Raw genomic sequence first — 23,494 nt, 5'->3', positions numbered from 1 at the left:
GTTTTAAAAAGCAGTCGCCTTCGGCTTGCCGTTAAACGATTTTTCTGCGAGCCGTCCCGCTCCGAACCAATCCAAAGTGGCGCTGTCCAGCTAGAACGCCGCGAAAACCGGACGCTAGCGCGTGGCGGCTGATGAAACCTTCGCCCCATCCTCCGTCGGCGAGCCGCTCAGTCGACCGGGAAGCCTCGCTTGCGGAACAGGGCCGAGGTGTCGACGTCGCGGCCTCGGAAGGCCCGAAAGCCTTCGGCCGGATCGACCGTGTCTCCGACCGACATGATGTTTTCGTACAGCCGCTTGGCCAGCACGGGATCGTAGTAGCTGCCGGCCTCCTCAAACACTTCGGCCGCGTCGGCCGTCAGCGCATCGGACCAAAGATAGCTGTAGTAGCCAGCCGAATAGCTGTCGCTCGAGAAGATGTGCGAGAACTGCGGCGTGCGGTGCCGCATCACGATTTCGCTCGGCATCCCCAGCTCCTCGAGCGTCTCTCGCTCAAACGCGTCGGGATCGATCTCCACGTCGCCTGCCAGATGCAACCGCATGTCGACCAGGGCGCTGGCCAAGTACTCGACCGTGGCAAATCCTTGGTTGAAGGTCGCCGCCCGCTCGATTTTATCGACCAACTCCCGCGGCATCGGCTCGCCCGTCTCGTAATGCACGGCGAACCGGTTCAGCACCTCCGGCGTCGTCAACCAATGCTCGAACAGCTGCGAGGGGAACTCGACGTAATCCCGCGCGACCGAGGTCCCGGCTTGAGAGGGATAGCGGACGTTTGAGCAGAGTCCGTGCAGCGCGTGGCCGAACTCGTGGAACAGCGTCACCGCATCGTCCCAGGAGATCAGCACCACTTCCCCGGCCGCCCCTTCGACGAAGTTGGAGTTGTTCGAGACGATTGGCGTGACCGGCCGCTCGATGTTCTCCTGCGAGCGGTAGGCGCTCATCCAAGCTCCGGAGCGTTTGCCGTCGCGGGCATAGGGATCGAAATACCACAGCCCGACATGCTTGCCGTCGCGATCGATGACTTCCCAGACGCGGACGTCCTCCTGGTAGACCGGCAGATCGTCGAGCGGCTTGAACTGAAACCCGTACAGCTCGCCAGCAGCCCAAAACATAGCTTCGCGGAGCTTCTCGAGTTGCAGGTAGGGTTTGACTTCGCTCAGATCCAGATCGTACTTGGCTTTGCGGACTTTCTCGGCGTAGTAGCGATAATCCCACGGCTCGATCGTAATCCCGGGATCTTCGACGTCGGCGATCCGCTGCATGTCGGCGACTTCTTCGCGGACCCGGGCAACCGCCTTGGGCCAGACCTGCATCAGCAGCTGATTGGCCGCTTCGGGGGTTTTGGCCATCTGCGGTTCGAGCCGCCAGTGGGCGTGCGTCTCGTAGCCGAGCAGCTTGGCGCGGGCTGCGCGAAGCCCGAGGATCTCGCGGATGATCGCGTTATTATCGTGCGCGTCGCCGTTGTCACCGCGGTTGTAGTAGGTCCGCCAGACCTGCTCGCGGAGGCTGCGATTCTTGGCGTAGGTCAGGAACGGGTCCATCGACGAGCGGGTGTTGGTGACCGCCCACTTGCCAGGCTTGCCCCGCTCCTCGGCGGCGGTGGCCATCGACGAGATGACGCTCTCGGGAAGTCCCGCCAGATCGGATCGCTCCTCGACCCAGGTCACGTGCTCTTGCTCGTCGGCCATCACGTTTTGGCTGAAGTCGGCGAACAGTCGAGCCAACCGCTGATTGATCTTCGAGAGTTCCGCCTTGTCGCTCGCGCTGAGCTGAGCTCCCTGGCGGACGAACTCTTTGTAGCGATCGTCGACCAGCCGCTGATCGGCGACCGAACGCTTCTTCAGCTCGTCGCTTTCGTAGACCGCGGCGATCCGGGCAAACAGCGCTTCGTTCTGCGTCACCCGGTCGCGAAATTCGGCCAGCTTCGGCTCGACGGCCTGCTGGATTTCAGGCATCGGGCCGAGGTTCAAATTCGAAGCGTGGACGCTGTACAACGTCGAGAGACGGTCGAGCGTCCGCCCGGCGGCCTCGAGGGCCACGATCGTATTCTCGAACGTCGGTGGTTCGGGATGGGCGGCGATTTGCTCGATCTCTTCGAGCGAAATTGCGATCGCCGCATCGAATGCGGCGACGAACTCTTGCGGACGGACGGCGTCCCACGGAGGTACGCCGCCAAAAGGCCCCGACCAGGGTTTCAACATCACCGAATCCGACGCCATGGGCTCTGCCTTTTGAATCGTTTCGCCACGGGTGCTGCCGACCATCGCTACGGCAACCATCGTTACGGCGAACGGAGTGAGCGCAAAGAGCCGTCTGCCCTGGTTCATGCGGAAATCCTGATCAACGAGGCCTCAATCACCAAACCGGTCCATCCTACGGTATCGGATGGACCGGAGGTTCATCAGACCGCCTGCAGGACATCCATCTCCTTGGCCAATCGCTTGCGGGCGACGTGCAACCGACGCTTGATCGTTCCGACCGGAGCGTCGAAGGCGTCGCTCATTTGGACCAGCGTTTGGCCGCGGAGGTAGAACGCCTCGAGCGTCCGGCGGTCGAGCGTCCCGAGCCGCTGGAGTCCGGCCCGGAGCTGGGCGGCTTCCTCGCGGATCACCGCATCCCCCACCGGCGAACCGTCGGCCAGGCAAGTCGAAGCGAGCGTCACCGGGTCGCACGCCACCGCCTCGCCGCTTCGCACGATGCGGTTGATCGCCATCCGGTGCACGATCCGCCGCAACCATCCGCCGAACGCCTCGGGGACGCGGAGCTGACCGATCTTTTCCATCGCTTTGATGAATACATCCTGGGCCAGCTCCTCCGCCTCGTCGGCGTCGTTGACCCGCCGCCGGGCCAGCGCGACGATCGGCCCCCGGTAGCGGGCGAACAACTCTCCGAACGCCGCCCGGTCGCCGGCCTGTGCTGCCTCAACCAGCTCCACCACCGTCCACTCTTCGATGGATAACTCGACTGCGATACTCATCTCTTCCTCGTGTCCCTCGAGTCCGAGGGGTTTCCCTATTGCCAACGGGGGTCCAGCAGAGAAACGAAGCGCCAGCGGCGTCGTCGTTTCCAACTCGCGGCGAAAGAGCACGATCGGTCGAGATGCACGGCCTCGGTCCCTGCTGGAACCGGCGGGGGTTCCAAACCGGGCGAGCGACGGCTTCGAGTGCGAAGGCAAAATCGAAGCACGCGCGATTCCGGAGCCAGGTGCATCCGCAGGGCGACGGCCGTCGGTCAGCTCCGGTGGGAAGTCATTGCCGTCGCGCGGTGGCGACACAATGCCTCCTCAGGCTCCGACTCGGCGCGTTCAAACCCGCGACCGACCCGCCTCTCGCAGCGTTGGGGGAGATGGGCGTGGGGCCGCTTCAGCAGCCGCCGCTCATCCCGCTGCGGAGCGAGGTCCGTTCACTCGGGCCGCTCCAAACCAAGGCTCGCCACGTCGTCGTGAGGAGCCATGTCGGTTTGGAACAGGGCGGCATCACTGGACACATCTCCAGTCGATTGCCGCCGCTAAAACCGCGGGACCCTAGTTGTCCTAGATGCCGATAGCACCGTCGCGCGGTTTGGGCATGCGCGACCACGACACCGGCAGCAGCGACTACGCGATCGATCTGATCGGCAATAACGCGAGCGGCGACGATTTGGACGATACGCATGGCTTCCTCCCCGGCGCCGTGGTTTCTGGCGCGGACAAAGCAACAAGTAAGAAAGAGTCAGTGGGTGATTCCCACCTGCGATTCTATTCGACGGTTTTGCGAAAAACCAAGCGGTTCTTTCGAAAACTCGCGGAGAAAGCGCCAACGGCCGATCCCCCCACGGGCGGAGCCGCGGCTGTCGTCGCAGGTGTGACCCTTAAGACGCCATCGGCCGGAGGGGGTTCGCGGAAAAAGGAAAAAGTTTTTCCGTTTCTCCCCCCGCGAATCTAATCTGGTGCGTTCCGCCCCGCTCCCGCTCCCTCGCTGCTCCTTCGCGTCATGCCGCTGTACTGGTTCCTGCTCGTCATCACCTCGCTCGCCTGCGATTCGGTTCCCGGACGCGAGGTGCCGATCCCGCAGTCGATCCTCGCCAGCGGCTGCTTGCTCAGCGGCTGGGCGCTGCTCACCCGGCTCGCCTCGCGTTCGGCCACGCGGCAAGTGCTCACCGACGAAGTCGCGCTCGAACCGGCCGCGGTGGCCCTGGGACAGCAGATGGAAGTCCTGCGGTGGCTGGGCTTGGCAATGAGCATGCTGGCGCTGGTCGGATTCGGGCTGGCCGGACTGGTGAATCAGATCCCCTGGGTCGGCGATTCGATCGCCGCCCGAGCCCTGCTGCTGATGCTTCCAGCGGTCGGAGCGACCGTCTGGTCGTGGGCCTGCGAGCTGCACTTCGACGCGGCAGCCCAAACCGCCACAGCCCAAACCGCCACTGGAGGCGGAGGCTGCGGCGCGAGTCCCCGCTCGCGCCGCTCGTCGGCGCTCCGCCAGCTGCTCGAGATGTTTCGCCTGCAGGGGGCATGGCTGGTCCTCCCGGTCTTGGTGCTGCTGACGGTGATCGACGCGGCCGAGTGGCTGTTTGCAGTCGAGCCGGAGCGGGGGGCGATGCTCACCGCCGGGATCGCGATCGCCGCGCTGCCGTTGCTGCTGCCGTTGATTGTGGCCCGGATCTGGTCGCTGCGACCGATCGCCGATCCGGCGACCGCCCGTTGGCTGGAGTCGCTCTTCGCAGCGAGCGGAGTTCGCGGCTTGCAGTTGCGGCAGTGGGACACCAAGGGGGCGTTCTGCACCGCGCTGGTCGCCGGGTTCGTCCCCTACTTTCGCCATCTGCTCCTCTCGGACGCTTTGCTGTGGCGGCTCAATCGCGAGCAGACGGCGATGGTCGTGCTGCATGAACTGGCCCATCTCCGCCGCTGGCACCTCCCGCTGCGGCTGCTCGTGCTGCTGCCGGTCTGGGTGGTCGCCGCGGCGGTCAGCCACAGCCTGGGCGACTTTCCCTGGGCCAGCCTGACGGGCATCGCCGCGGGCGTGGCTGCTTCCCTGGTCGCGCTTCGCGGCGTCGCCTACCGCACCGAGCTCGATGCCGATGCGGCGGCCTGCCACATGGCGGTCCGCCTCAGGGGCCGCGTCGAAGGCGTTCCCGGCTCGCTGGCGGCCGCCGCCAAAACGCTCGGTGACGCGCTTGAGGCGGTCACCGCCGACAGCCCCCAGGCGCGGCAAGCGACTTGGCTGCACCCGAGCATTGAACGGCGGCGTGCGGCGCTGCGGTCGCTCGAGCAAAACGACTGAATAGCGCCGCCGATTGGGGCCCACCTGCATAAAGCGGCCCGCCTACGCCATACTGCCGGCAGTCGTTCCCATTCCTTGACTGCCAGCAGGAGAAATTTCATGGCGCGTTCCGGTGCGATTCAGTTCAAAGGCAACCCGATGACCTTGGTCGGGGAAAGCGTGGAAGTCGGCAAGCCGGCCCCGCCGTTCACGTTGGTCTACGCCGAGGGAGGACTGCAGAAGCTGACCCTCGAAGATCTCAAGGGCAAACCGACGATCATCTCGGTCGTCCCCAGCCTCGACACGCCCACCTGTGCGGTGCAGACCAAGACCTTCAACCAACAGCTTGGCAGCCTCGGCGACAAGATCAACGCCGTCACGGTCAGCCGCGACCTGCCCTTCGCCCAAGCCCGCTTCTGCGGCGCCGAAGGGATCAAGATGCGGGCGGCCAGCGATTACCAAGACCACAAATTTGGCGACGATTACGGGCTCACGATCGACGAGCTCAAGCTCCTCTCGCGGGCCATCATCGTGCTCGACGCCAACGGCACCGTGGCCTACTTCCAACAAGTTCCGGAAGTCGCCAACGAGCCGAACTACGACGAAGCGATCGCAGCCCTCCAGAAGCTCGTCTAGAGCCAAAGGCCAAAAAAGCGAGGACGAGGGATCTTTTCTTCGTACTCGTACTCAGCGAAGCGGTACTCGTACTCGGTTCCGGCTCGGAACTCGCCCTGAACGGCCGCCCTAGGAATCTGAGATCTGAGATCTGAGATGTTGGACGCGGAATCGAGTACGAGTACGAGTACCGCTGCGCTGAGTACGAGTACCGCTGCGCTGAGTACGAGGGAAGCAACGACTCGCTTCTCGCCGTCCTAACTCGGCAGGATGGCGTTGTGATAGACGTCCTGCACGTCGTCGCAGTCGTTCAGCATGTTCAGAAACTTTTCGAACATCGGCAGATCCTCCGGGCCAATCTCCACTCGCGTTTGCGGCACGAAGGTGATCTCCTCGACATCCAGCTCGATCTCCGGCATCGCTTCGAGCAAGGCTTGCTTGGCCTTGTAGAACTCGCCGGCCGGCGCGAACACGGTGACGCGGCCCTGTTCGCATTCGACATCGCTGACATCGACGTCAGCGGCCAACAGCGCTTCCAATACCGGCTCGGCGTCGTCCCCCTGGAACGAGAGCACGGCGAGATGATCGAAGGAGTGAGCCACGGCCCCCGGGGCGCCGAGCTTGAAGCCGGTTTTGGTAAAGCAATTGCGGACGTCGGTGATGGTCCGATTGTTGTTGTCGGTCAGGCAATCGATGATCACCGCCGAGCCATTGGGCCCGAAGCCCTCGTAGCGAGCGGGCGAAAAATTCTCGCCCGCCCCGCCGCTGGCTTTCTCGATCGCCTTTTCGATCACATGGCTCGGCACCTGCTCGCGCTTGGCTTTTTCGATCAGACTCCGCAGCGCCGGATTGCCGGCCGGTTCCGGGCCGCCGTTCTTGGCGCACATGTAGAGCTGGCGCCCGTAGCGGGAGTACAGCTTCGACTTCTGGCCCGCCGTCTTGGCCATCGACACTTTACGAACTTCAAAGCCTCTACCCATAACGACTGCCTCGTCATTTGTTTTTTGTGCTGTTTCGAGCCGTAGGCGCTAGCCTCGGGCCGCGAGCTTCACCATCACCCTCCCCCCGGGAGGGTCGGGCTCTCAGGCCCGGGGAGGGCCAACTGAAATTCTTTTCGCTGAGGGATCGACGTCCCGCATCACCCTCCCCGCTCGTTCCTCGCGACCCTCCCGGGGGGAGGGTGTCTCAAGTTTTCGACAACCGGACGCAAGAAGCGTGACGGCTGATGAGAAATTGGGGCTAACGCCGTCGGCTCAGATTCATTTGCCCGAGCCCAACCACTGCCGCATCGAATCGGCGGCCAGCTCGAGGGCGGCTGGCAGCTTTTGGGGCTCGCGGCCTCCGGCCTGCGCCAGATCGGGGCGACCACCGCCGCCGCCGCCGACCGCTTTGGCCACGTCGCCGACCCACTGCCCCGCCTTCAGCCCTCGCTCGACGAGCGCTTTGCTGAGCCCGGCGACGACGACCACCTTGTCCTCGCCAGCGACCGAACCGAACAGGACCGCGACCGGTCGCTCGCTCTTCTTGCGAAGCTGGTCGATCCACTGTCGCATCAGGTTCGGGTTGGCGCCGTCGATCTGGCGGACCACCAGCAGGGAGTCGCCGACCGCTTCGGCTTCGGCCAGCATTTCGTCAGCCGTGATTTCGCCGCCCGCGGTCAGCTGTTCGATCTGCTGCTGGATGGTTTCGCGATCTCGCAGCAAGGCTTCGACTCTGGGCACGACGTCGGCCGTGGCGACGTTTAGCAGCCGCGAGGTCTCCCGCATCATCTGCCGCATCTCGGGGTAGCTCGGCTCGGTCCCGTCGCCGACGACCGGGAGCGAGGTCGACTCCTCGGCAGCCGGTTTGCCGCCGGCGGCGAGGCTCTTCTTCAGCCTGCGGACCTCTTCGATCAGCGCCCGCACTCCTTCGGGGACGCCGTGGACCGAAACGCCGAGCAGCTCGGCCACACGAGAGAGCGTCTGGTGCGTCTGGCGGCGATGCTCTTCGGCGCGGGGGCCGGTCAGGGCGACGATCCGCCGCGTGTTGCTCGAGACGCTCTCCTCGCTGATGACTTCGAACGCGCCGACGTCGCCGGTCCGGCAGAGGTGCGTCCCGCCGCAGAGCTCCTTGCTGAACTCGCCCATCGAGACCATGCGCACCGGATCGGGATACTTTTCGCCAAACAGCATCATGGCACCGGCCGCACGGGCCTCGGCGAGCGGTACGCTCTTCCACTGGATCGGTTCATCCGCCTCGATCCGCTCGAGCACATCGGCTTGGATTTTGGCGACCGTCTCCTCGTCGAGCGATTCTTGGTTGGTGAAGTCGAACCGCAGCGAGTCGGCTTCGACTTTGCTTCCTTGCTGCTGAGCGTGGCGACCGACGCTCCGCTGCAAGGCGTAGTGCAGGATGTGCGTTGCGGAGTGGGCGCGGCGGATCGCTTGCCGACGCTCCTCAGCGACTTCCGCGGTGACTTTCGCCCCCTCGCGAATCGTGCCCCGCACGAGGTGGCCGAAGTGGACGATCAGCCCCGCGTGCTTCTGAACGTCGCGGACCTCGAACTCGAATTCGTCGTTATAGATCCGACCGTGGTCGCCGATCTGGCCGCCGCTCTCGCCGTAGAAAGGAGTTTCGTCCAGGACGACTCGGAGCAGCAAATCGGCACCGCCAGCATCGACGTGCCCCACGAGTTGCTCGTCGTCTTCGGTCTGGCCGCTGATGATCCCTTTGACGACGGCCGAGGCGGCCATCGTGTCGTAGCCGACGAACGTCGATTCGCGAAGCGCTTCCTTGAGCGTCTCGAGCGGTCCGGTCTGAAACAGCTTCCGCTGGTCGCCGCCGCTGTCTTCGGCGTGCTGTTTCATCGCATCCTGAAAACCATCCCAGCCGAACGTCAAGTTCCGCTCGGCCGCCATCGTCTGCAGCAGCTCGGGCGGCACCCCGTACGTCTGGTAGAGCTCGGCCGCTTCTTGACCGTCGACCATCACCCGGTCTTCGGACTGCATCCGCGCGAACATCTGGTCGATCCGCGAGAGGGCCCCGTCGAGGTTGCCGAAAAAGGCTTCCTCTTCCTTGCGAATCACCGCCGCGACCCGCTCGCCGGTCTCGCCCAACTCGGGATAGGCATTTCGCATGACGTCGACGACTGCCGGCACGATCTGGTTCATGAACGGTTCGCGGAGCCCCATCTGGTGGCCGTCGAGCACCGCTCGGCGAATCAGCCGCCGGATCACGTACTTGGCTTTGTCCGGCCCCGGGTAGACGTTCTCGTGCACGGCGAAGGTCGCGGCCCGCACGTGGTCGGTGATCCGCCGCAGCCGTCGTCCGTCGTCGCTGTCCGCGTCGTACTTGGTGCCACACACTTCGGCCGAAGCCAACACGATCGGCAGCAGGCTGTCGATGTGAAAGTTCGTCGACGCCCCCTGCAGGACGCTCGCCGTCCGCTCCAGCCCCATCCCGGTGTCGATGTTCTTGCTCGGCAACGGCCGCAGGTTATCCGGCGGCTGGCCGACGCGATTGAACTGGGTGAAGACGAGGTTCCAGATCTCGACGCTCTGGCCGTCGTCGCACTTGAAGTAGATTTCGCTGCAGGGACCGCAGACGCCGTCGGGGCCCTGGCTCGGAGCGCTGGCCGGCCAGAAGTTCTCGTCTTCCTCCATGCGAGCGATTTTTCCCGCCGGAACCTTGACCTCGTCGTGCCAGATGTCGAACGCTTCGTCATCGTCCTTGTAGATCGTCACGCTCAGCCGGGCCGGGTCCAGACCGAGCCATTTCTTCTCGGTCAAAAACTCCCAGGCCCAGTGGATCGCTTCGCGTTTGAAGTAGTCGCCGAAGCTGAAGTTACCGAGCATTTCGAAAAAAGTGTGGTGGAACGCCGTCCGCCCCACGTTGTCTATGTCGCCGGTCCGCAAACACTTTTGACACGTTGTCGCCCGGGTGAAGTCGAGCTTGACCTTGCCGAGAAAGTGGTCCTTGAACTGGTTCATCCCGGCCGGAGTGAACAGCACCGAGGGGTCCCAGGTCGGCACCAAAACGTCGCTAGCCTGACGCACGCACCCTTTGGACTCAAAGAACTGCAGATACGCTTCGCGGAGTTCGTCCGTCTTCATCGCTATGGAATCACGCACTCGAGCGGGTGTGGTTGAAACATTTTGCCACTGGGGATAATAACGCGAGCCCCCACACTGCAGTAAGCCCGGACGGTCTCGGGGAATCGGGAGAACCGGGGGCTAGCCCGGATTATTCATCAGCCGCAGGGCGCTAGCCCCCGGTTTCCGAAAAACGCTGGGAAAACCGGACGCTAGCGCGTGGCGGCTGATGGAAGGAAAGGCTGACGTACGACGGCCGTCCCTACTCCGCTGCGACCGTGACGGTCACTGGGACTCCGAGCCGCTGTTCGAGGCGGAGCTGGACCACCCCCTCCTGCTGGGCCACCGCAGCGTAGAAATCCTCGGGGCGGACGACCGCTTCTCCCGCCGCTTCGACGAGCAATTGCCCGGGGCGGACGCCAGCCCGCCAGGCGGGCGAATCGGGGTCGACCCGGAGCACAGCCGCTTCTCCATTGCGCCCCACGCCGCTCCGCAACAAGCGGCCGGGCGGCAAGGCGCTGGCGAAGTCGACTTGCATGCCCCGCCAGCTCGGTTCGGGAACTTGGCTGTAACCCGGTCTGGAAAGGGCCAGCCGTTTCTTCCCCAGCCGCGCGGTCAACGTCCGCCGCTCGGCCCGCCCCGGAGAGACGACCTCGAGCTGGACTTCCGCATCGGCCGGTCGCCGACTCATCTCGCGAAAGAGGACCTCGGCGTCGGTGATCGGTTGTCCGTCGATCCCCACGACGATGTCTCCCGAGCGAATTCCGGCCCGATCCGCGGCCATCCCCGGAACGACGCGGCGGATCAGCGCTCCGCGGCCACCCGGCAGATCCATCGGCTCGACCCCCAGAAACCCGAACGCCGGGGCTCGCCCCGAGCGGAGTTCGGCAATCGTGGCCAACGTCGCCGGATCGATCGGGATGGCGTAACCAGCTGGCTGCTCGTAACCGGCGACCGCGGCCAAGGAGGTGGTCAGCCCCACCATCTCGCCTTGCAAGTTCACCAGCGCCCCGCCGCTGCTGCCGAGATTCAGCCTCGCGTCGGTCTGGATCAGCGTCCCGAACTCTTGCAGCGACTCAGGGCGAGCGAGCTCTCCGGCCAGCGTAGGCTGCGGCGGCGCGGCGCGCTGCAGGTTCGAGACGATCCCCCAGCTCGCCGAAGCCTGACCGTCGCGAGCCGTCGCGTAGGGATTGCCCAGCGAGACGACGAAGCTGCCGCGGCGAAGCTCGCTGGCGTCTCCCATCGGCATTGCTGGCAGATCCGCTGCCTCGATTTGAAGCACCGCCAGATCGGTCCAGGGATCGCCGGCGAGCACCCGCGCCGGATAGGGACCGCGGCGATCGCGAGCGGAGTCGACCGCTCCCCCCGCATCGCTGCCGATCCAAACGTAGTAGTCGTTCGCGCGCGGATCATCGACCACGTGGTAGCACGTGAGGATCGCCCCGTCGGCGGACAAGATCACCCCCGAGCCGAATTCCGTTGGCACCGCTTCGGGCCGCGTCGCTTCGAGCAACGGGCGCTGGACGCCGGGAAGGTTGAAGTTGAAATCCACAGCGGCGTCTCGCCCCCCCTCCTCCCGCCGCACTCGAGCGAGCGCCACCACGCTCGGCGCGGCCCGTTCGATCGCCCGCTCGACCGTTTGCTCGGCCGCCCGCATCAGCCGCACGGCATCCTGAGCGGCCGCAGGTGGTTGGGCTGCAGGTTGCTGGGCTACCGGTTGCTGGGCGAGCCCGTTCGGCGTCCCGCCGCTGAGCGCCGCCAGAGCGACAGCGGCGAGGCAGGCGCGGGCGAGGAGCCCGTGGCGTCGGATCGAGCGTGGTTGGTTCATGTGTCCCATTGGATTCATCGCTGCTGCAGAGTCCGATCGTCCTCGACCGTCTTTCTCGATCATAGCCGTTCCTCCCTGCAGTACTCAGTACTCAGTACTCCGAACTCCGGACCCCTTTCCGGTCGTATTTGCTGGACCGATTATCCGGGGTCGGCCGATAAAGCGAGGTATCGCGCCCCATCGGCCGACTCCACGACGCTGGAGCGGACGGGGATCCACGCGAGGCACTAAAACAAATGAACGGGGGGATCCGCTAATGCTGCGTCGAATTATGGCCCTGACCCTGCTCGCCGGGCTCTGCGTGGGGATGTCGTCCGACGTCCGCGCCGAGCAGCGGGCCTTCGGGCAAACGTGGGGAGGAGGCGCGGGCGAACGCGACTGGAACCGCTTCTACCATTATCCGTACGTCTACTATCCCCAAAACTTCTACAGCCCGGAGTACTACCGGAGCAGCGATAGCATGTACTATCGGTATGCCCCGGAAATGCGGATCCCGGTCTACAACAAGAAGTGGCACAACTACTATCCGGAGCACCGCCGCTTCCACTACGGACACCACTTCCACCTGGACGTGTTCTAGGCCCGCGGTCGGATCAGCCGCCGGGCGCTAGCCCCCGGTTCTCGAGCACACCGTGAGAACCGGACGCTAGCGCGTGGCGGCTGATTGGAGCCGGCTGCGCTGAAGCGTCCTGGATTCCACGAGGCCTCCGATCGCCACGCCGAGCCGCCCTCCATCGGATCCACCCGCATCCGACCGCTCCGCATCCGACCGCTCCGCATCCGACCGCTCCGCATCCGACCTCGCCGGAGCGCGGCGCGGCGGGGAATCCTCGCGAGCCCCGAGCGTGCGGCCGCTCGCGAAACTGTTTGCGGCGGCCGGCCCGCTGTGGGTGTTCGACCGGGAAGGGCGGATCGTCTACGCCTCGGCCGATTGCGGTCGCTGGCTGGGGATCGATCCCGAGCGGCTGATCGGGCTCGGCGGGCTGATCGGGCTCGGCGGCCAGCTCAGCGAGCCTCCGGCTGCGTCGGCCCCCGACATTGCAGCCCTTCCCGATCCGCTCGAGGCAATTGCGGTCGCGCTTGCGCCTCCGGCAGCCGTGGAGCGTGGAGAAGTCGGGTTCCGAACCGTTCGGCCTCCGGCAGCCTCCACGACGCAGCCCGCCCCGCCGCCGCGGCAGGTCGTGTACGTCCCGCTGCCGATCGCCGGAACGACACCCGAACTGGACGAGTCGCTTAAGCAAGCGGAGCTGGCCGGGCGGCCCACGATCATGGCCTTCGCCGATGCAAGGCTTCCTTCGCCGGCCTCCGCCGCGACGCAGGAAAGCCGCCGGCTGGTCGACGAAGTGCATCGGCAGCTCGCCCTCAGCGGTCCCCGCGGCAGTTCGCTGCTGACCCTTGGCTCGACCGTCGCCGCCGAGCGACTGAAGCGGCAGATCGAGCTGGCTTCCCAGCTTTTCACCCACGTCAGCCTCGTCGGGCCCACCGGCAATCCGGTCGAAGGGATCGTTCGGCGGATCCACGCCGCAGCGCCTTCACCGACTCTCGCGGCCGGATCCGCGGGTCCGCTAGTGCCGGTGGCGGGCCCGCTGATGGACGCGGAGCTGTTTGACGCCACCACGGGCAGCTTGGCGGACCGGCTGCTCGAAGAGGAAACGGCGACCGCCGCAGTATTGATCCACGAGATCGATCAGATGCCGCGGGACGCCCAGGCACGGCTGGAACTGCTGATTAACAACCATCCGCAGCGGCTCCGTGTGTTCGCCACCAGCACGCGGCCGGTGATCCAGTGGAGCGACCACCTGCTCCCTTCGCTGGTGACTCGGCTGAGCACCTTTGAGCTCGCCGTGCCGCCGCTGGCGGAACGGGTCGCGGATATTCCGCTGCTCGCCACGGCGCTGCTCGAACGTCGCCGAGCCGCCGGGGAGACCCGCGCCGAGCAGCTCGGCCGCGACGCGCTCGATCGCTTGGTGCTGTATCCCTGGCCGGGAAATTTTTCCGAGCTCGACGCCGCAATCCGCAATGCGGCGCGGCAGTGTCGTGGCGAGACGATTCGCGTCGAGCACTTGCCGCTGGCGATCCGCTCCTACGGGGCCGCCCGAGACCTCACCGCCGCGGCTCCAAAGCCCCGAGTCGTGCCGCTCGATTCGGCGCTGGAGCAGCTGGAGCGGGAACTGATCGAGCGAGCCCTCGAGCAGTCCGATGGCAACCGGGCCGCCGCAGCGCGGATGCTGCAAATCAGCCGCCCGCGGTTGCTCCGCCGGATCGAGCAACTCGGGATCTCCTCATGAGCGACGATTCGCTTCCGCGCCACGAGGTTTCCACGAGCGGCTGCACGTGGATCGTTTCGGAACCGGGAGAGCGGTGGCGACGGGCGGTCGACCGCGTCGCTCCCCCACTGTTCGGCGACCGCTTCGAGCGGCTCTGCGTCGGCCCGGGCGAAATCGTCGAGACGGTCCAGCGACGCCTTCCCTCCGCGGCCCGCCGCGTGGTGGTGCTGTGCGAACTTCCGCTCGAACATCCCGGCGACTCGCTCGCCGCGATCGCGCGGTGCGCGGCTCTGGACCGCCCGCCGCTGCAGTTGATCGCGGTCCCTCAAGAGCTCCCCGCCGAGGGGCCGGCGGAGCTCGAGCTGGCCGCGGGGCTCCGCCTGCTGGGAGCGGCCGCAGTCCTGCGGCACCCGGAACAGCTCTGGCAGTTCGCCCGGCTCGTCGCCCGCTACGCGAAGACGGACGCCTGAGTGCTGGGTACTGGGTACTGGGTACTGGGTACTGGCCGACTGTAACAATCGCCCTCGCTCCCTTACGCTGCGTTGCTGGGTCCCGTTTTCCCTTGCCCCCTTCTGGTTCCATGTCCGACGCCATCCTGAACGCCATCGCCTCCTATCCCGATCCCGAGACGGGTCGCCCGCTGAGTGCCGGTGACCAGATCGGGGCGATCACCGTGACCGACAGCACCGCGACGGTCGAGATCCGGCTGACCAGCTACTCGATGCCGTTGGCCGACGAAGTGCGGGAAGCGATCGCTTCGCGGATCGCGGCCGCGGCCCCCGGCGTCACGACCGAGGTGCAGATCGTTCCCTTCGAGCGGCCGATCCCGCGACTCGGTCAAGTCGGGATGCGAGTCCGCAGCGTGGTCGTCGTCGGATCGGGAAAAGGGGGCGTTGGCAAGAGCACCGTGGCGGTCTCGCTGGCCCTCACGCTGCGTCGGCTCGGAGCCCGCGTGGGATTGATGGACGCCGACGTCTACGGTCCGAGCGTGCCCCACTTGCTGGGGCTCGAAGGACGACCGGCGGTGACCGCTGAGAAGCGAATCGAGCCGATTCGGCTCGGCACGATGCCGGTGATGTCGATGGGCTTTTTGGTCGAGCCGGACCAGGCGGTGATTTGGCGCGGCCCGATGCTGCACGGATCGATCACGCAGTTCCTCCGCGACACCGAGTGGGGCGAGCTCGATTACTTGATCATCGACATGCCGCCAGGGACGGGCGACGTCGCGTTGACCCTCTCGCAAGCCGTCCCGCTCGCTGGAGCCGTCGTCGTCTGCACGCCGCAGGAAGTCGCGCTGCTCGACGCGATCAAGGCGATCAGCATGTTCCGCAAGGTGGAGATTCCGATCGCCGGCATGGTGGAGAACATGAGCGGGTTTGTCTGTCCCGACTGCAACCGCCGCTATGACATCTTCGGTGCCGGTGGGGCCCGCGCCAAAGCCGAGGAACTCGACGTGCCGTTCCTCGGCGGGCTGCCGATCAACATCCGCCTCCGCGAAGCGGGGGACGCCGGGCAGTTGGCCGAGGCGATGGAAGATCCGGTCGACCGGGCGCCGCTCGAGCAGATCGCCCGCAACCTCGTGCGGGGACTGGCCCGCCGAGCCGCTTCGGGCGCCGCCCGCCCGCAGCTGCCCACGCTCTGAGTACGGAGTACGGAGTACGGAGTACTGCGTGGGCTACAAAAAAACGCCGCGTGTCGGAGACTCCTCCGGCAGGCGGCGTTTTGGCTTATCGATTCCGCTCGGGGCGAGGGGTTACATCAGCCCTTTTTCTTAGCGGTCCGCTTCGGCGCGGCCTTCTTGGCGGCGGTCTTTTTGGCGGCGGTCTTTTTGGGAGCCGCTTTCTTGGCGGCGGTCTTCTTCGGGGCCGCTTTCTTCACCGCCGTCTTCTTCGGGGCGGCTTTCTTCACCGCCGTCTTCTTCGGAGCGGTTTTCTTCGGCGCTGTTTTCTTCGGCGCGGCTTTCTTGACCGCGGTCTTCTTCGGCGCGGCCTTCTTCGGCGCGGCTTTCTTCACGGCGGTCTTTTTGGGAGCCGCCTTTTTGACCGCCGCTTTCTTCGTGGCGGTCTTCTTCGGAGCCGCCTTCTTGGGAGCCGCTTTCTGGGTGGTGGTCTTCTTCGGCGCCGCTTTCTTGACAGCCTTCTTGGCGGTCTTGGTCGGCGTCGAACTCTTTACAGCCGCTTTGCTGGCGGTCTTCGTCGGTGCAGCTTTCTTTTTGGCCACGTTCGCCTCCGCAGTGGAGAGTGTTCGACGGTTCGTTGAGTTGCGTCTCTCGCAAGAGGCTCGCAACACCGGCCACGCCCGTCGGAATCAGTCCAACCATTCGAGTCCGCGAAGAGAGTCTTCACGAGTGCGTCTTCGGTTCTCGAATAGCTTCTACATAACTGGTGCGTAACTGTACGCAATGCGGTCGTTTTCGCAACATGTTTTCCACCGTTTCATTCAGCGCTGCCACGGTCCGATCGTGCTCAGCATCTGATAGCTACTGGCGGCGAGCGAGGCGAACAGGATCGCGAGAAACAACTGCCCCCACTGGAAGGCGAGCACCGCGCAAATACCGCCGAACAACACCGACGACCAATGCGCCGTCTCGAGCGTGCCACCGGACATCAACACCAACTCCCGCGAGATCCGTCCGCCGTCGAGCGGCCACACCGGAGCGAGGTTCAGAATCGCCCAGTGGATGCTCGGGAAGATCACAAAATTGACCGCCGCAAACGCCCCCGCCTCGACGATCGGCTCGCCTCCCCGAACTCCCGGAATCCAAGCGACATATTCGGGCAGCAGGAGCACCTGGTACCCCGCCAGCCGCACACCCACGATCACGGCGGCGGCCAGCAGCAATTGAGCGACCGGCCCGGCGACGGCGATCACGATATTTTCCAACCGCTGCGACCGAGGCCGCGAACGGACCGGCCGCCATCCCGAACTGGGAATCGCCAATCCGCCAAAGTGATAGAGCACGATGCTCGAGCGGATTCCAAACAGCCGAAACGCCACCGCGTGGCCGAGCTCGTGGATCAGGATTGAAACCAACACGGCGGCCGTCCACAGCACCAACAGCGGCAACGGGCCCGGGCTGGCGTTGAGGAATAAGTTGTCGACCCCTTGAACCAGGTTGTATCCAAAGACGAGGGCCAACAACCAAAACGACCAAGTGATGCGGATCGGGAATCCCAATAGTTGGAATCGCAGGTCGTAATCCGACTCCGGTGGCTCTGCGAGCAGCATCGTGGTGAACTGTGGTGAAGGGGAAGGTAGGAAACGGGGTGCAAGCGACCTATAAAAAAACGGCGGCTTCGTGATCGAAGCCGCCGCTGGCGCTCGTTCCCGTGGACCCGATTGGACGCGAGGCGATTACTTCTCAGCTTTCTTGACCGTGAAGCCCTTCTCGAAGGCTTTTTCGGAGAACACCAGCGCGACCTGCGCATCGCCCTCGGCGGCCGCCACCTTGCCTTGGCAATTGCCACAGCAGAATCCGACTTCGACGTTGCCAACCTTGACCGTCTTCTCGGGATTGACCTTGCCGCCGCTCAGCGGGCAAGCCTTCTGCTCATACTGCTTGGTCGCCACCAGCTGCTGATTGGCCTTGGTGGCGAACTTCTCGGTGTCCTTGGTGAACTTGCCTTTGCAGCCGTCACAGCAGAAGAAGACTTGGCCTTCTTTGTAGCTGGCCGACTTCTCCGCGTTGGCGGCCTTGGGGGCCACGACGCACTTGACGCCTTCGAGGCTGATCTCGGCTTTCTCCGCAGCCACAACCGCACCCGCCAGCATGCCGCAAACCGCTACCGCACAAACAATTCGCTTCAACAACATTGCACATCACCCTTGAATGGAACTGTCGTGGTCCGGTGAGCCCTGTTTCACTCACTGCCAGCGTTTTGAGTCGACGAGACTGCAGAACGCTCCACCACAAGCCATGACTGTAGTCGTCTGAGTCTGGCCGCGTCAATTTTATCTACCCTGCTGCTCGAGCTTCATCCGCAAATAACTTCGCAGCTCGGGCTCGCTGAGAGCCAGTTTCTTCGCGATCTCTTCGATCGCGCGTACCGCCGCTTCGCGGTCCGGATCGGCTTCCGCCATGCATTCCACTTCGGCAAAGACGCCGAGATCGTCGACCGTGTCGATCGTCACCGTCAGCTGCCGACCGCCGTGCAGCACCTCGAACGGTTCCCGCCGCTTGGGAACCTCAGCGACCTTGGTAAACCCCAGTTGGTCGAGCAGCAGCGCCATCTTGCTGCCGTCGCGGTCGCCGGGAGAGAGCGGCCATTCCAGCTCCTTGCGGACTTTGACCGCCGTATTCTCTCCGTCGGCGGAAGGCTCGCGGGGACCTTTGTAAGTCACCGACGGCCGGCCATTGACGCGGCGGATCCGCAGCACCTCGCCAGTCGTCACAAAATCACGACAGGGATGGCGATAGTAAGCGTCGACGTGCTGTTCGATCGGCTCGGCCACCGCTTGCAGGCCGAGCAGCTTTTGCCGCAGTTGCTTTAGGTCCGCGACGACAAACTTCATCTCGATCTCAATCATGCGGTTCCTCTCGCGGCGAAAAATGATAAGTCAGTCGGCGACGGGTGCAACTCGCACGAGCGGCATGGGATCGCCTTCACTGGTGATCCACAGTTCACCCTGACGGTCAAAGCATACCGCTTCGATCTGCTTGAGTTTCGGCAGGGGAAGATGCCGGGGAACGCGGCCCAGAGCGACTTCCCATGACTCGCCCGCCGCCCGCTCGAACAAAAACAAATCAAAGTACCCGGTCACCGCGAGCTGCCGCCCGTCGCCGCGCATATCCATCCCCGTGACCATCGGAATCGGCAGCGTCCCCACCCGCTCGGCATCGACTCTCGTCACCCGACTCGCTGAAGGCCTGTTTGCTGGGGTCCTGTCTGCTGGGGTGCTTTCAGCGGGCGGCAACGGCACGCTGTAGATCGCGGCCACCGGCAAGAGCTCTTTGCTGATGCAGATCACCCGTCGTTGCTCAGCATCGAGAGCGATCGCTTCACAATCGCGTGCCCCATCGGGATAGCGAACTTCGAGCCGGTGCCGGAAGGGAACCGTAAGGCCCCCGCGTTGATTCCCCCCGCGTTGCCTGGCGGTCGCCGGGAGGGGCGGTTCGTCGATCACATACAGCGTCACTCGCTCGCGACGGCGAGCGTTATCGCCAACGTCCGCCACGACCAGCGTCGGCCGGCCATCGACGACGCCCGACGCCATGTCCTCCCAGTCGACCGCCTCGGCACCAGCCACGTGAACTTCGGTGATGCGGCGCTCTGCCCCACCGGCCCCGCCGGCCCCACCGGCCCCGCCTGGCGCAGTGTCGGGTTGCTGCGGTGGTTGCTCCAGGACAAACAGCCGGGCTGCGTCGCCCGAGTCGTTGTGCGTCCAGAACCGATTCGGTGCGTGGTGCGACGCGGCCAGTCCGCTGCTCTCGCGAATCGGCCCCGCAGCCTCCGCACCCACGACCCCGACGGCGAAAGCAAAGCAGCCCGCCCAAGCGAAGCCGCCCAATCTCACTGCGATCCAAAGTGGCATGCGGCTCACGACTCGGCCTCGCTGGAGGTGACCGCATCGAGCAGCCGGCGGAGCCCACGAACGGCTCCCACCACATCGGCTTGATTCCAAACGGCTCCGGAGACGGCGATCCGGCCGACACCGCTGGCGATCACCTCCGGCAACCGCTCCAAGTCGATGCCGCCGATCGCGAACGCGGGGAGCTCGATTTCGCGGGCAACTTGGCGGAGGAACTCGACGCCCGGAAACTGCTCGAACGTCTTGGTGCGGCTTGGAAAGGTAGGTCCGCAGCCGATGTAGTCCGCGCCGACCCGGACCGCCTCGCGGGCTTGCTCGATCGAATGCGTCGAGAGGCCGATCAGCTTGTCGTCGCCGACGATCCGGCGGACCGCTTCGACCGGCAATTCATCCTGGCCCACGTGAACGCCATCGGCATCGACGGCCGCGGCGATGTCCGCCCGGTCATTGATGATCAGGCGACACGAGGGGACGTTCGCGCTCCGCACCGCCTCGACCGCCATCTGGCACCGCTCCCAGAGCAGTCGGTCGCTGACGGCTTTATCGCGGATCTGGATCAAATCCGCACCGGCGGCGGCCAGCTCGACAATTCGCTGCCGCCATAGCTCGGGCTCCTCGAGAATGTCGATCAACACATACAGCTTCGCGTCGGCAAGGCTTTGGCGGCGGTGCATGCTCAACTCCACTTGGCGGCCAAAAGTATAAATCTGATAGCGAATCCGCTCGACCTCGGCGGCCATCTCGGGCACCACCGTCTTGCCATACTCCTCGATGCACCGCAGCGACTGCTGGACGCGTGCCAAGGCCGCCACGACGACCGCTTCAATCCCCGGGCGGGAGCGTTCGCTCGCGAGGCTGATCTCCGTCCCCACGTCGCCGAGCGTGTCGCGGGCCGAGAGCAGTTTGGCGCGAGGCAACCGCGCAACCGCGGCGGCCAAGCCGTGCCGCATCGCCTTCGCCTGCTCGACCAACTGCGGATCGTCCAGCGCAAAGCGAACGAACTCTTCGACCGTCCGCAATCCTTCCGCCGCCCGATTGGCCGCGACATCCAAAATTCGATAGACCGCTTGCTCGCTCGACACGCTCGCTTCCCTCGCCGCTGACTTTTGCCGCTGACTTTTCCCCAATCCTCCTGGCCCCGTTTTAAGCTGGCTCGCCCGGGGCGTTTTGTCGATGCCCCGCTCTCGGCCCGCTGGGAGTAATCGGCCCGCAGTGAGTAATCGGCCCGCAGTGAGCAATCGGCCCGCAGCGAGTGATTGGCCCGCTGGGAGCGGAAGACCCGCTCTGAGCGGAGGGGCGGGAGCGATTCGGTGGGCCGCCGTGCGCGACGGGCTTCTGCGCCGCTCGGCAGTGGCGTATCTTGGTAGAGCTCGCCGCCCTGCCCTGGTAGCTCAGCTGGATAGAGCAGCGGTTTCCTAAACCGCAGGCCGCAGGTTCAAGTCCTGTCCAGGGTACTTTCTGGCACCGCTTTTGCCGCACTCTCGCGCCGCTCTCTGGCTGATCCGCTCCTGATTCCGAGGCGTCTGATGAGGTTGCTACCCCGCGTGCTGTTGCTGATCACTGTGGTCGCTTTGCCCCTGCCGTTGCACCCGGCGACAGCCCGCGGCGAGGAACCGAACTCGCCGCAACTGAAGATTCCCGACAAATTTGTCCCGGTCGATACGTCCCGGCTGATGGGTTCCCCCGACCCGCTACCGCTCCGTTCGGTGGCGGCCTTTCCGCAGCTCCAATTCGAGCGGCCGGTGGAACTGACGCATGCGGGAGACGGCAGCAATCGGCTGTTTGTGGTCGAGCAGCAGGGGGTGATTCGGGTCTTTGAAAATCGCTCCGAGAGCAGCCAGACGAAGGTCTTCCTCGACCTCCGCGATGTCGTCTCCCGCGACGGGAATGAAGAAGGGCTGCTCGGACTCGCCTTCCATCCCGAGTACGAACAAAACGGCGAATTTTTTGTCTACTACTCAACCCGCCCGCGGGCCTCGGTAATCTCTCGCTTTCGCGTTTCCGAGGACGATCCCGAGCGAGCGGTTCGGGATTCCGAAGAAGAATTGCTGCGGATCGACCAGCCCTATAGCAACCACAACGGCGGCAGCATTCGGTTTGGACCGGACGGCTACTTGTACGTCGGACTCGGCGACGGCGGGCTGGCGAACGATCCGCATGCCAACGGCCAAAACCTCCGCACCCTGCTCGGTTCGATTCTGAGGATCGACATCGACTCGAAAGACGAGGGACTGTCGTACGCGATCCCGCCCGATAATCCTTTTGTTGGCCGCGAAGATGCCCGCGGCGAGATCTGGGCTTACGGAGTCCGCAACATCTGGCGATTGGCGTTCGACGCCGAGACCGGTGAGCTCTGGGCAGGGGACGTGGGACAGAATCGGTTTGAGGAGATCGATCGCATCACGCGGGGTGGCAATTACGGCTGGAACATCCGCGAGGGCTTTCATGACTTCAATCCCAACGCGGCCGACCGACCGGAGGATTTGATCGACCCAGTCGTAGAGTACTTTCGCGAGGAGGGCCAGTCGGTCACCGGCGGGATGGTCTACCGCGGCCCGCAACTGGAGGAGTACCGCGGGGCCTACTTCTACGCCGACTACTTGAGCGGCAAAGTTTGGGCGTTGTGGCACGAGGAAGGCGAACTCCGCGAGCACCGCCAAGTGGCCGAGACGGGGCTGCAGATCGCTGCTTTTGGCGCAGACCAGCAAGGCGAAATGTATCTCTGCACGTTCGAGGGCACGATCCATAAACTGCGGCCCCGCGAAGAGGACCTGCGGAAGATCGCCAAAGCCTTTCCCCGGACGTTGAGCGAGACGGGGTTGTTCGCTTCGGTCGCCGATAATCGGCCCGCCGCGGGACTGATTCCCTACGAGCTGAACATGCCGTTCTGGTCGGACTACGCAGTGAAGGATCGCTATATCGCTCTGCCCAGCAAACAGAGCGTCGTGTTCCACGAGGAGGAGAAATGGGAATTCCCGGTGGGGACGGTGTTCGTCAAGACTTTTTGGTTGCACCGCGATCGCAGCGACCCCACCGACCTCCGCGATCCGCTGCGGCTGGAAACGCGGCTGTTGGTCCACGCTCCGCAGGGCTGGACGGCTTACACGTATGTCTATGACGACGACCAGCAGGAAGCGCATCTGCTCGACGGTTCGCTGCTCAAGCCGATCGAAGTCAAAACCGCCGACGGCGAGATCAGCCAGCCCTACTACTTCCCCTCGCGAAGCGAATGCTTTGCCTGCCACACCCAGGCCGAGGGTTTCGTGTTGGGGCTGACCACGCGGCAGATGAATCGTCCGCTCCGCTACCACGGCGAGAGCGAGAACCAGCTCCAGCTGCTGGCTCGGTTGGCTGCCTTTTCGGAGAAAATTCCGGAGCCCCCGGCCGAGCAGCCCCGGTTTCCCGATTGGCATTTCGGTAATCTCGACCGCAACCCCGAGGACGAGCGGACCGAGAGCGTGCTGACGCCTCCCGAGGGCGATCCCCAAACGCTGGCCCGAGCGTGGCTGGAAACCAACTGCGCAATGTGCCATCGCCCTGAAGGCATCGCCGCCCACCGTCGCGACCTGCGGTTCACCACCCCGCTGGCCGAGATGAAGCTCGTGGGGCAGAAGCCGAGCGAGGGTCAGCTGGGGCCTCCCGGAACGCTGCTCGTCAAACCCGGCGAGGCGTGGCAATCGGAGCTCCACTTCCGCATCGGTCGCCGGGGACCCCGGCAAATGCCGCCGCTGGCCACCAATCTTGTCGACCCACGAGGGCTCGCAGCGGTACGAGAATGGATCGAGCAGATGCAGCCGCCGCAGGCTGGGGCCGAAGGCTCGAAGTGAGTCTGGCGACATGGGTCAGGCACTGTCGGGAAACCCTGAGCCGACGGCGCTAGCCGCGGGTGCTGCAGCGGAAATCCCGGGGCTGCGAGGCCCGAGGCTAGCGCCTACGGCTCACCCGAGGCTA

Annotated in this window: 19 protein-coding genes and 1 tRNA gene; 8 read left to right on the top strand and 12 right to left on the bottom strand. The window is 64.9% G+C overall.

Annotated features, from left to right (window positions below):
* Positions 1-167: 167 nt before the first annotated feature.
* From GNK13_RS14980 to GNK13_RS14970, 3 genes are all read right to left on the bottom strand, one after another.
* Positions 168-2,324 carry a M3 family metallopeptidase gene (locus tag GNK13_RS14980; protein WP_235935190.1) on the bottom strand — a complete coding sequence of 719 codons (2,157 nt, stop codon included), beginning with the start codon at positions 2,322-2,324 and terminating at the stop codon, positions 168-170.
* Between the two features lie 74 nt (positions 2,325-2,398).
* On the bottom strand, positions 2,399-2,974 hold the full coding sequence (locus GNK13_RS14975) for an RNA polymerase sigma factor (protein WP_164103368.1): 576 nt from the start codon (positions 2,972-2,974) through the stop codon (positions 2,399-2,401).
* Positions 2,975-3,359: 385 nt separating this feature from the next.
* The gene (locus GNK13_RS14970) at positions 3,360-3,650 is read right to left on the bottom strand and encodes a hypothetical protein (RefSeq protein ID WP_164103367.1); all 291 of its coding nucleotides are present in this window, start codon (positions 3,648-3,650) and stop codon (positions 3,360-3,362) included.
* A 318-nt stretch (positions 3,651-3,968) separates the two neighbouring features.
* Between GNK13_RS14970 and GNK13_RS14965 the strand changes: the two genes are divergently transcribed.
* Both GNK13_RS14965 and tpx read left to right on the top strand, forming a co-directional pair.
* Positions 3,969-5,255, top strand: a complete 1,287-nt coding sequence (locus GNK13_RS14965) for a M48 family metalloprotease (protein WP_164103366.1) — start codon at positions 3,969-3,971, stop codon at positions 5,253-5,255.
* A 99-nt stretch (positions 5,256-5,354) separates the two neighbouring features.
* Positions 5,355-5,870, top strand: coding sequence for a thiol peroxidase (tpx, locus tag GNK13_RS14960; RefSeq protein ID WP_164103365.1), 516 nt, complete (start codon positions 5,355-5,357; stop codon positions 5,868-5,870).
* 236 nt (positions 5,871-6,106) lie between these two features.
* Here tpx and GNK13_RS14955 read toward each other — a convergent pair whose 3' ends face one another.
* The 3 genes from GNK13_RS14955 to GNK13_RS14945 all read right to left on the bottom strand — a co-directional run bounded on the left by GNK13_RS14955 (position 6,107) and on the right by GNK13_RS14945 (position 11,747).
* The gene (locus tag GNK13_RS14955; RefSeq protein WP_164103364.1) at positions 6,107-6,829 is read right to left on the bottom strand and encodes a YebC/PmpR family DNA-binding transcriptional regulator; all 723 of its coding nucleotides are present in this window, start codon (positions 6,827-6,829) and stop codon (positions 6,107-6,109) included.
* 279 nt (positions 6,830-7,108) lie between these two features.
* Entirely contained in the window at positions 7,109-9,940 is a 2,832-nt protein-coding gene (gene alaS / locus GNK13_RS14950) for an alanine--tRNA ligase (protein WP_164103363.1), read from the bottom strand.
* Positions 9,941-10,181: 241 nt separating this feature from the next.
* The gene (locus GNK13_RS14945; RefSeq protein ID WP_164103362.1) at positions 10,182-11,747 is read right to left on the bottom strand and encodes a trypsin-like peptidase domain-containing protein; all 1,566 of its coding nucleotides are present in this window, start codon (positions 11,745-11,747) and stop codon (positions 10,182-10,184) included.
* A 271-nt stretch (positions 11,748-12,018) separates the two neighbouring features.
* On the opposite strand from GNK13_RS14945, the gene GNK13_RS14940 reads away from it, so the two are divergent.
* From GNK13_RS14940 to GNK13_RS14925, 4 genes are all read left to right on the top strand, one after another.
* Positions 12,019-12,327, top strand: coding sequence for a calmodulin-binding protein (locus tag GNK13_RS14940; RefSeq protein ID WP_235935193.1), 309 nt, complete (start codon positions 12,019-12,021; stop codon positions 12,325-12,327).
* 265 nt (positions 12,328-12,592) lie between these two features.
* Positions 12,593-14,035, top strand: coding sequence for a helix-turn-helix domain-containing protein (locus GNK13_RS14935; RefSeq protein ID WP_164103360.1), 1,443 nt, complete (start codon positions 12,593-12,595; stop codon positions 14,033-14,035).
* Positions 14,032-14,484, top strand: coding sequence for a hypothetical protein (locus GNK13_RS14930; protein ID WP_164103359.1), 453 nt, complete (start codon positions 14,032-14,034; stop codon positions 14,482-14,484). Before GNK13_RS14935 ends, GNK13_RS14930 begins: the two co-directional genes overlap by 4 nt.
* A gap of 110 nt (positions 14,485-14,594) precedes the next feature.
* On the top strand, positions 14,595-15,656 hold the full coding sequence (locus GNK13_RS14925; protein WP_164103358.1) for an Mrp/NBP35 family ATP-binding protein: 1,062 nt from the start codon (positions 14,595-14,597) through the stop codon (positions 15,654-15,656).
* A 116-nt stretch (positions 15,657-15,772) separates the two neighbouring features.
* Here GNK13_RS14925 and GNK13_RS14920 read toward each other — a convergent pair whose 3' ends face one another.
* From GNK13_RS14920 to GNK13_RS14895, 6 genes are all read right to left on the bottom strand, one after another.
* The gene (locus GNK13_RS14920) at positions 15,773-16,234 is read right to left on the bottom strand and encodes a histone (RefSeq protein WP_164103357.1); all 462 of its coding nucleotides are present in this window, start codon (positions 16,232-16,234) and stop codon (positions 15,773-15,775) included.
* A 219-nt stretch (positions 16,235-16,453) separates the two neighbouring features.
* Positions 16,454-17,242 carry a site-2 protease family protein gene (locus GNK13_RS14915; protein ID WP_164103356.1) on the bottom strand — a complete coding sequence of 263 codons (789 nt, stop codon included), beginning with the start codon at positions 17,240-17,242 and terminating at the stop codon, positions 16,454-16,456.
* Positions 17,243-17,368: 126 nt separating this feature from the next.
* A complete protein-coding gene (locus tag GNK13_RS14910) occupies positions 17,369-17,827 on the bottom strand; it encodes a hypothetical protein (RefSeq protein ID WP_235935186.1) in 459 nt (152 codons plus the stop codon).
* A gap of 138 nt (positions 17,828-17,965) precedes the next feature.
* Positions 17,966-18,541 (bottom strand): class IV adenylate cyclase, encoded by a 576-nt coding sequence (cyaB, locus tag GNK13_RS14905; protein ID WP_164103355.1) that lies wholly within the window; start codon positions 18,539-18,541, stop codon positions 17,966-17,968.
* Between the two features lie 30 nt (positions 18,542-18,571).
* Positions 18,572-19,546: a hypothetical protein gene (locus tag GNK13_RS14900; RefSeq protein ID WP_164103354.1), complete on the bottom strand. Its 975-nt coding sequence runs from the start codon at positions 19,544-19,546 to the stop codon at positions 18,572-18,574.
* Positions 19,547-19,551: 5 nt separating this feature from the next.
* The gene (locus GNK13_RS14895) at positions 19,552-20,625 is read right to left on the bottom strand and encodes a thiamine phosphate synthase (protein ID WP_164103353.1); all 1,074 of its coding nucleotides are present in this window, start codon (positions 20,623-20,625) and stop codon (positions 19,552-19,554) included.
* A gap of 298 nt (positions 20,626-20,923) precedes the next feature.
* Here GNK13_RS14895 and GNK13_RS14890 point away from each other — a divergent pair.
* A tRNA-Arg gene (locus tag GNK13_RS14890) sits at positions 20,924-20,997 on the top strand.
* 72 nt (positions 20,998-21,069) lie between these two features.
* Positions 21,070-23,370, top strand: a complete 2,301-nt coding sequence (locus GNK13_RS14885; RefSeq protein ID WP_164103352.1) for a PQQ-dependent sugar dehydrogenase — start codon at positions 21,070-21,072, stop codon at positions 23,368-23,370.
* The last annotated feature ends 124 nt before the right edge of the window (positions 23,371-23,494 follow it).

This window comes from Candidatus Laterigemmans baculatus, from assembly GCF_010367455.1.
GTDB lineage: Bacteria > Planctomycetota > Planctomycetia > Pirellulales > Pirellulaceae > Laterigemmans > Laterigemmans baculatus.
The sequence above is the reverse complement of the archived record's forward strand: the minus strand, read 5'-3'. Positions and strand labels throughout refer to the sequence as shown.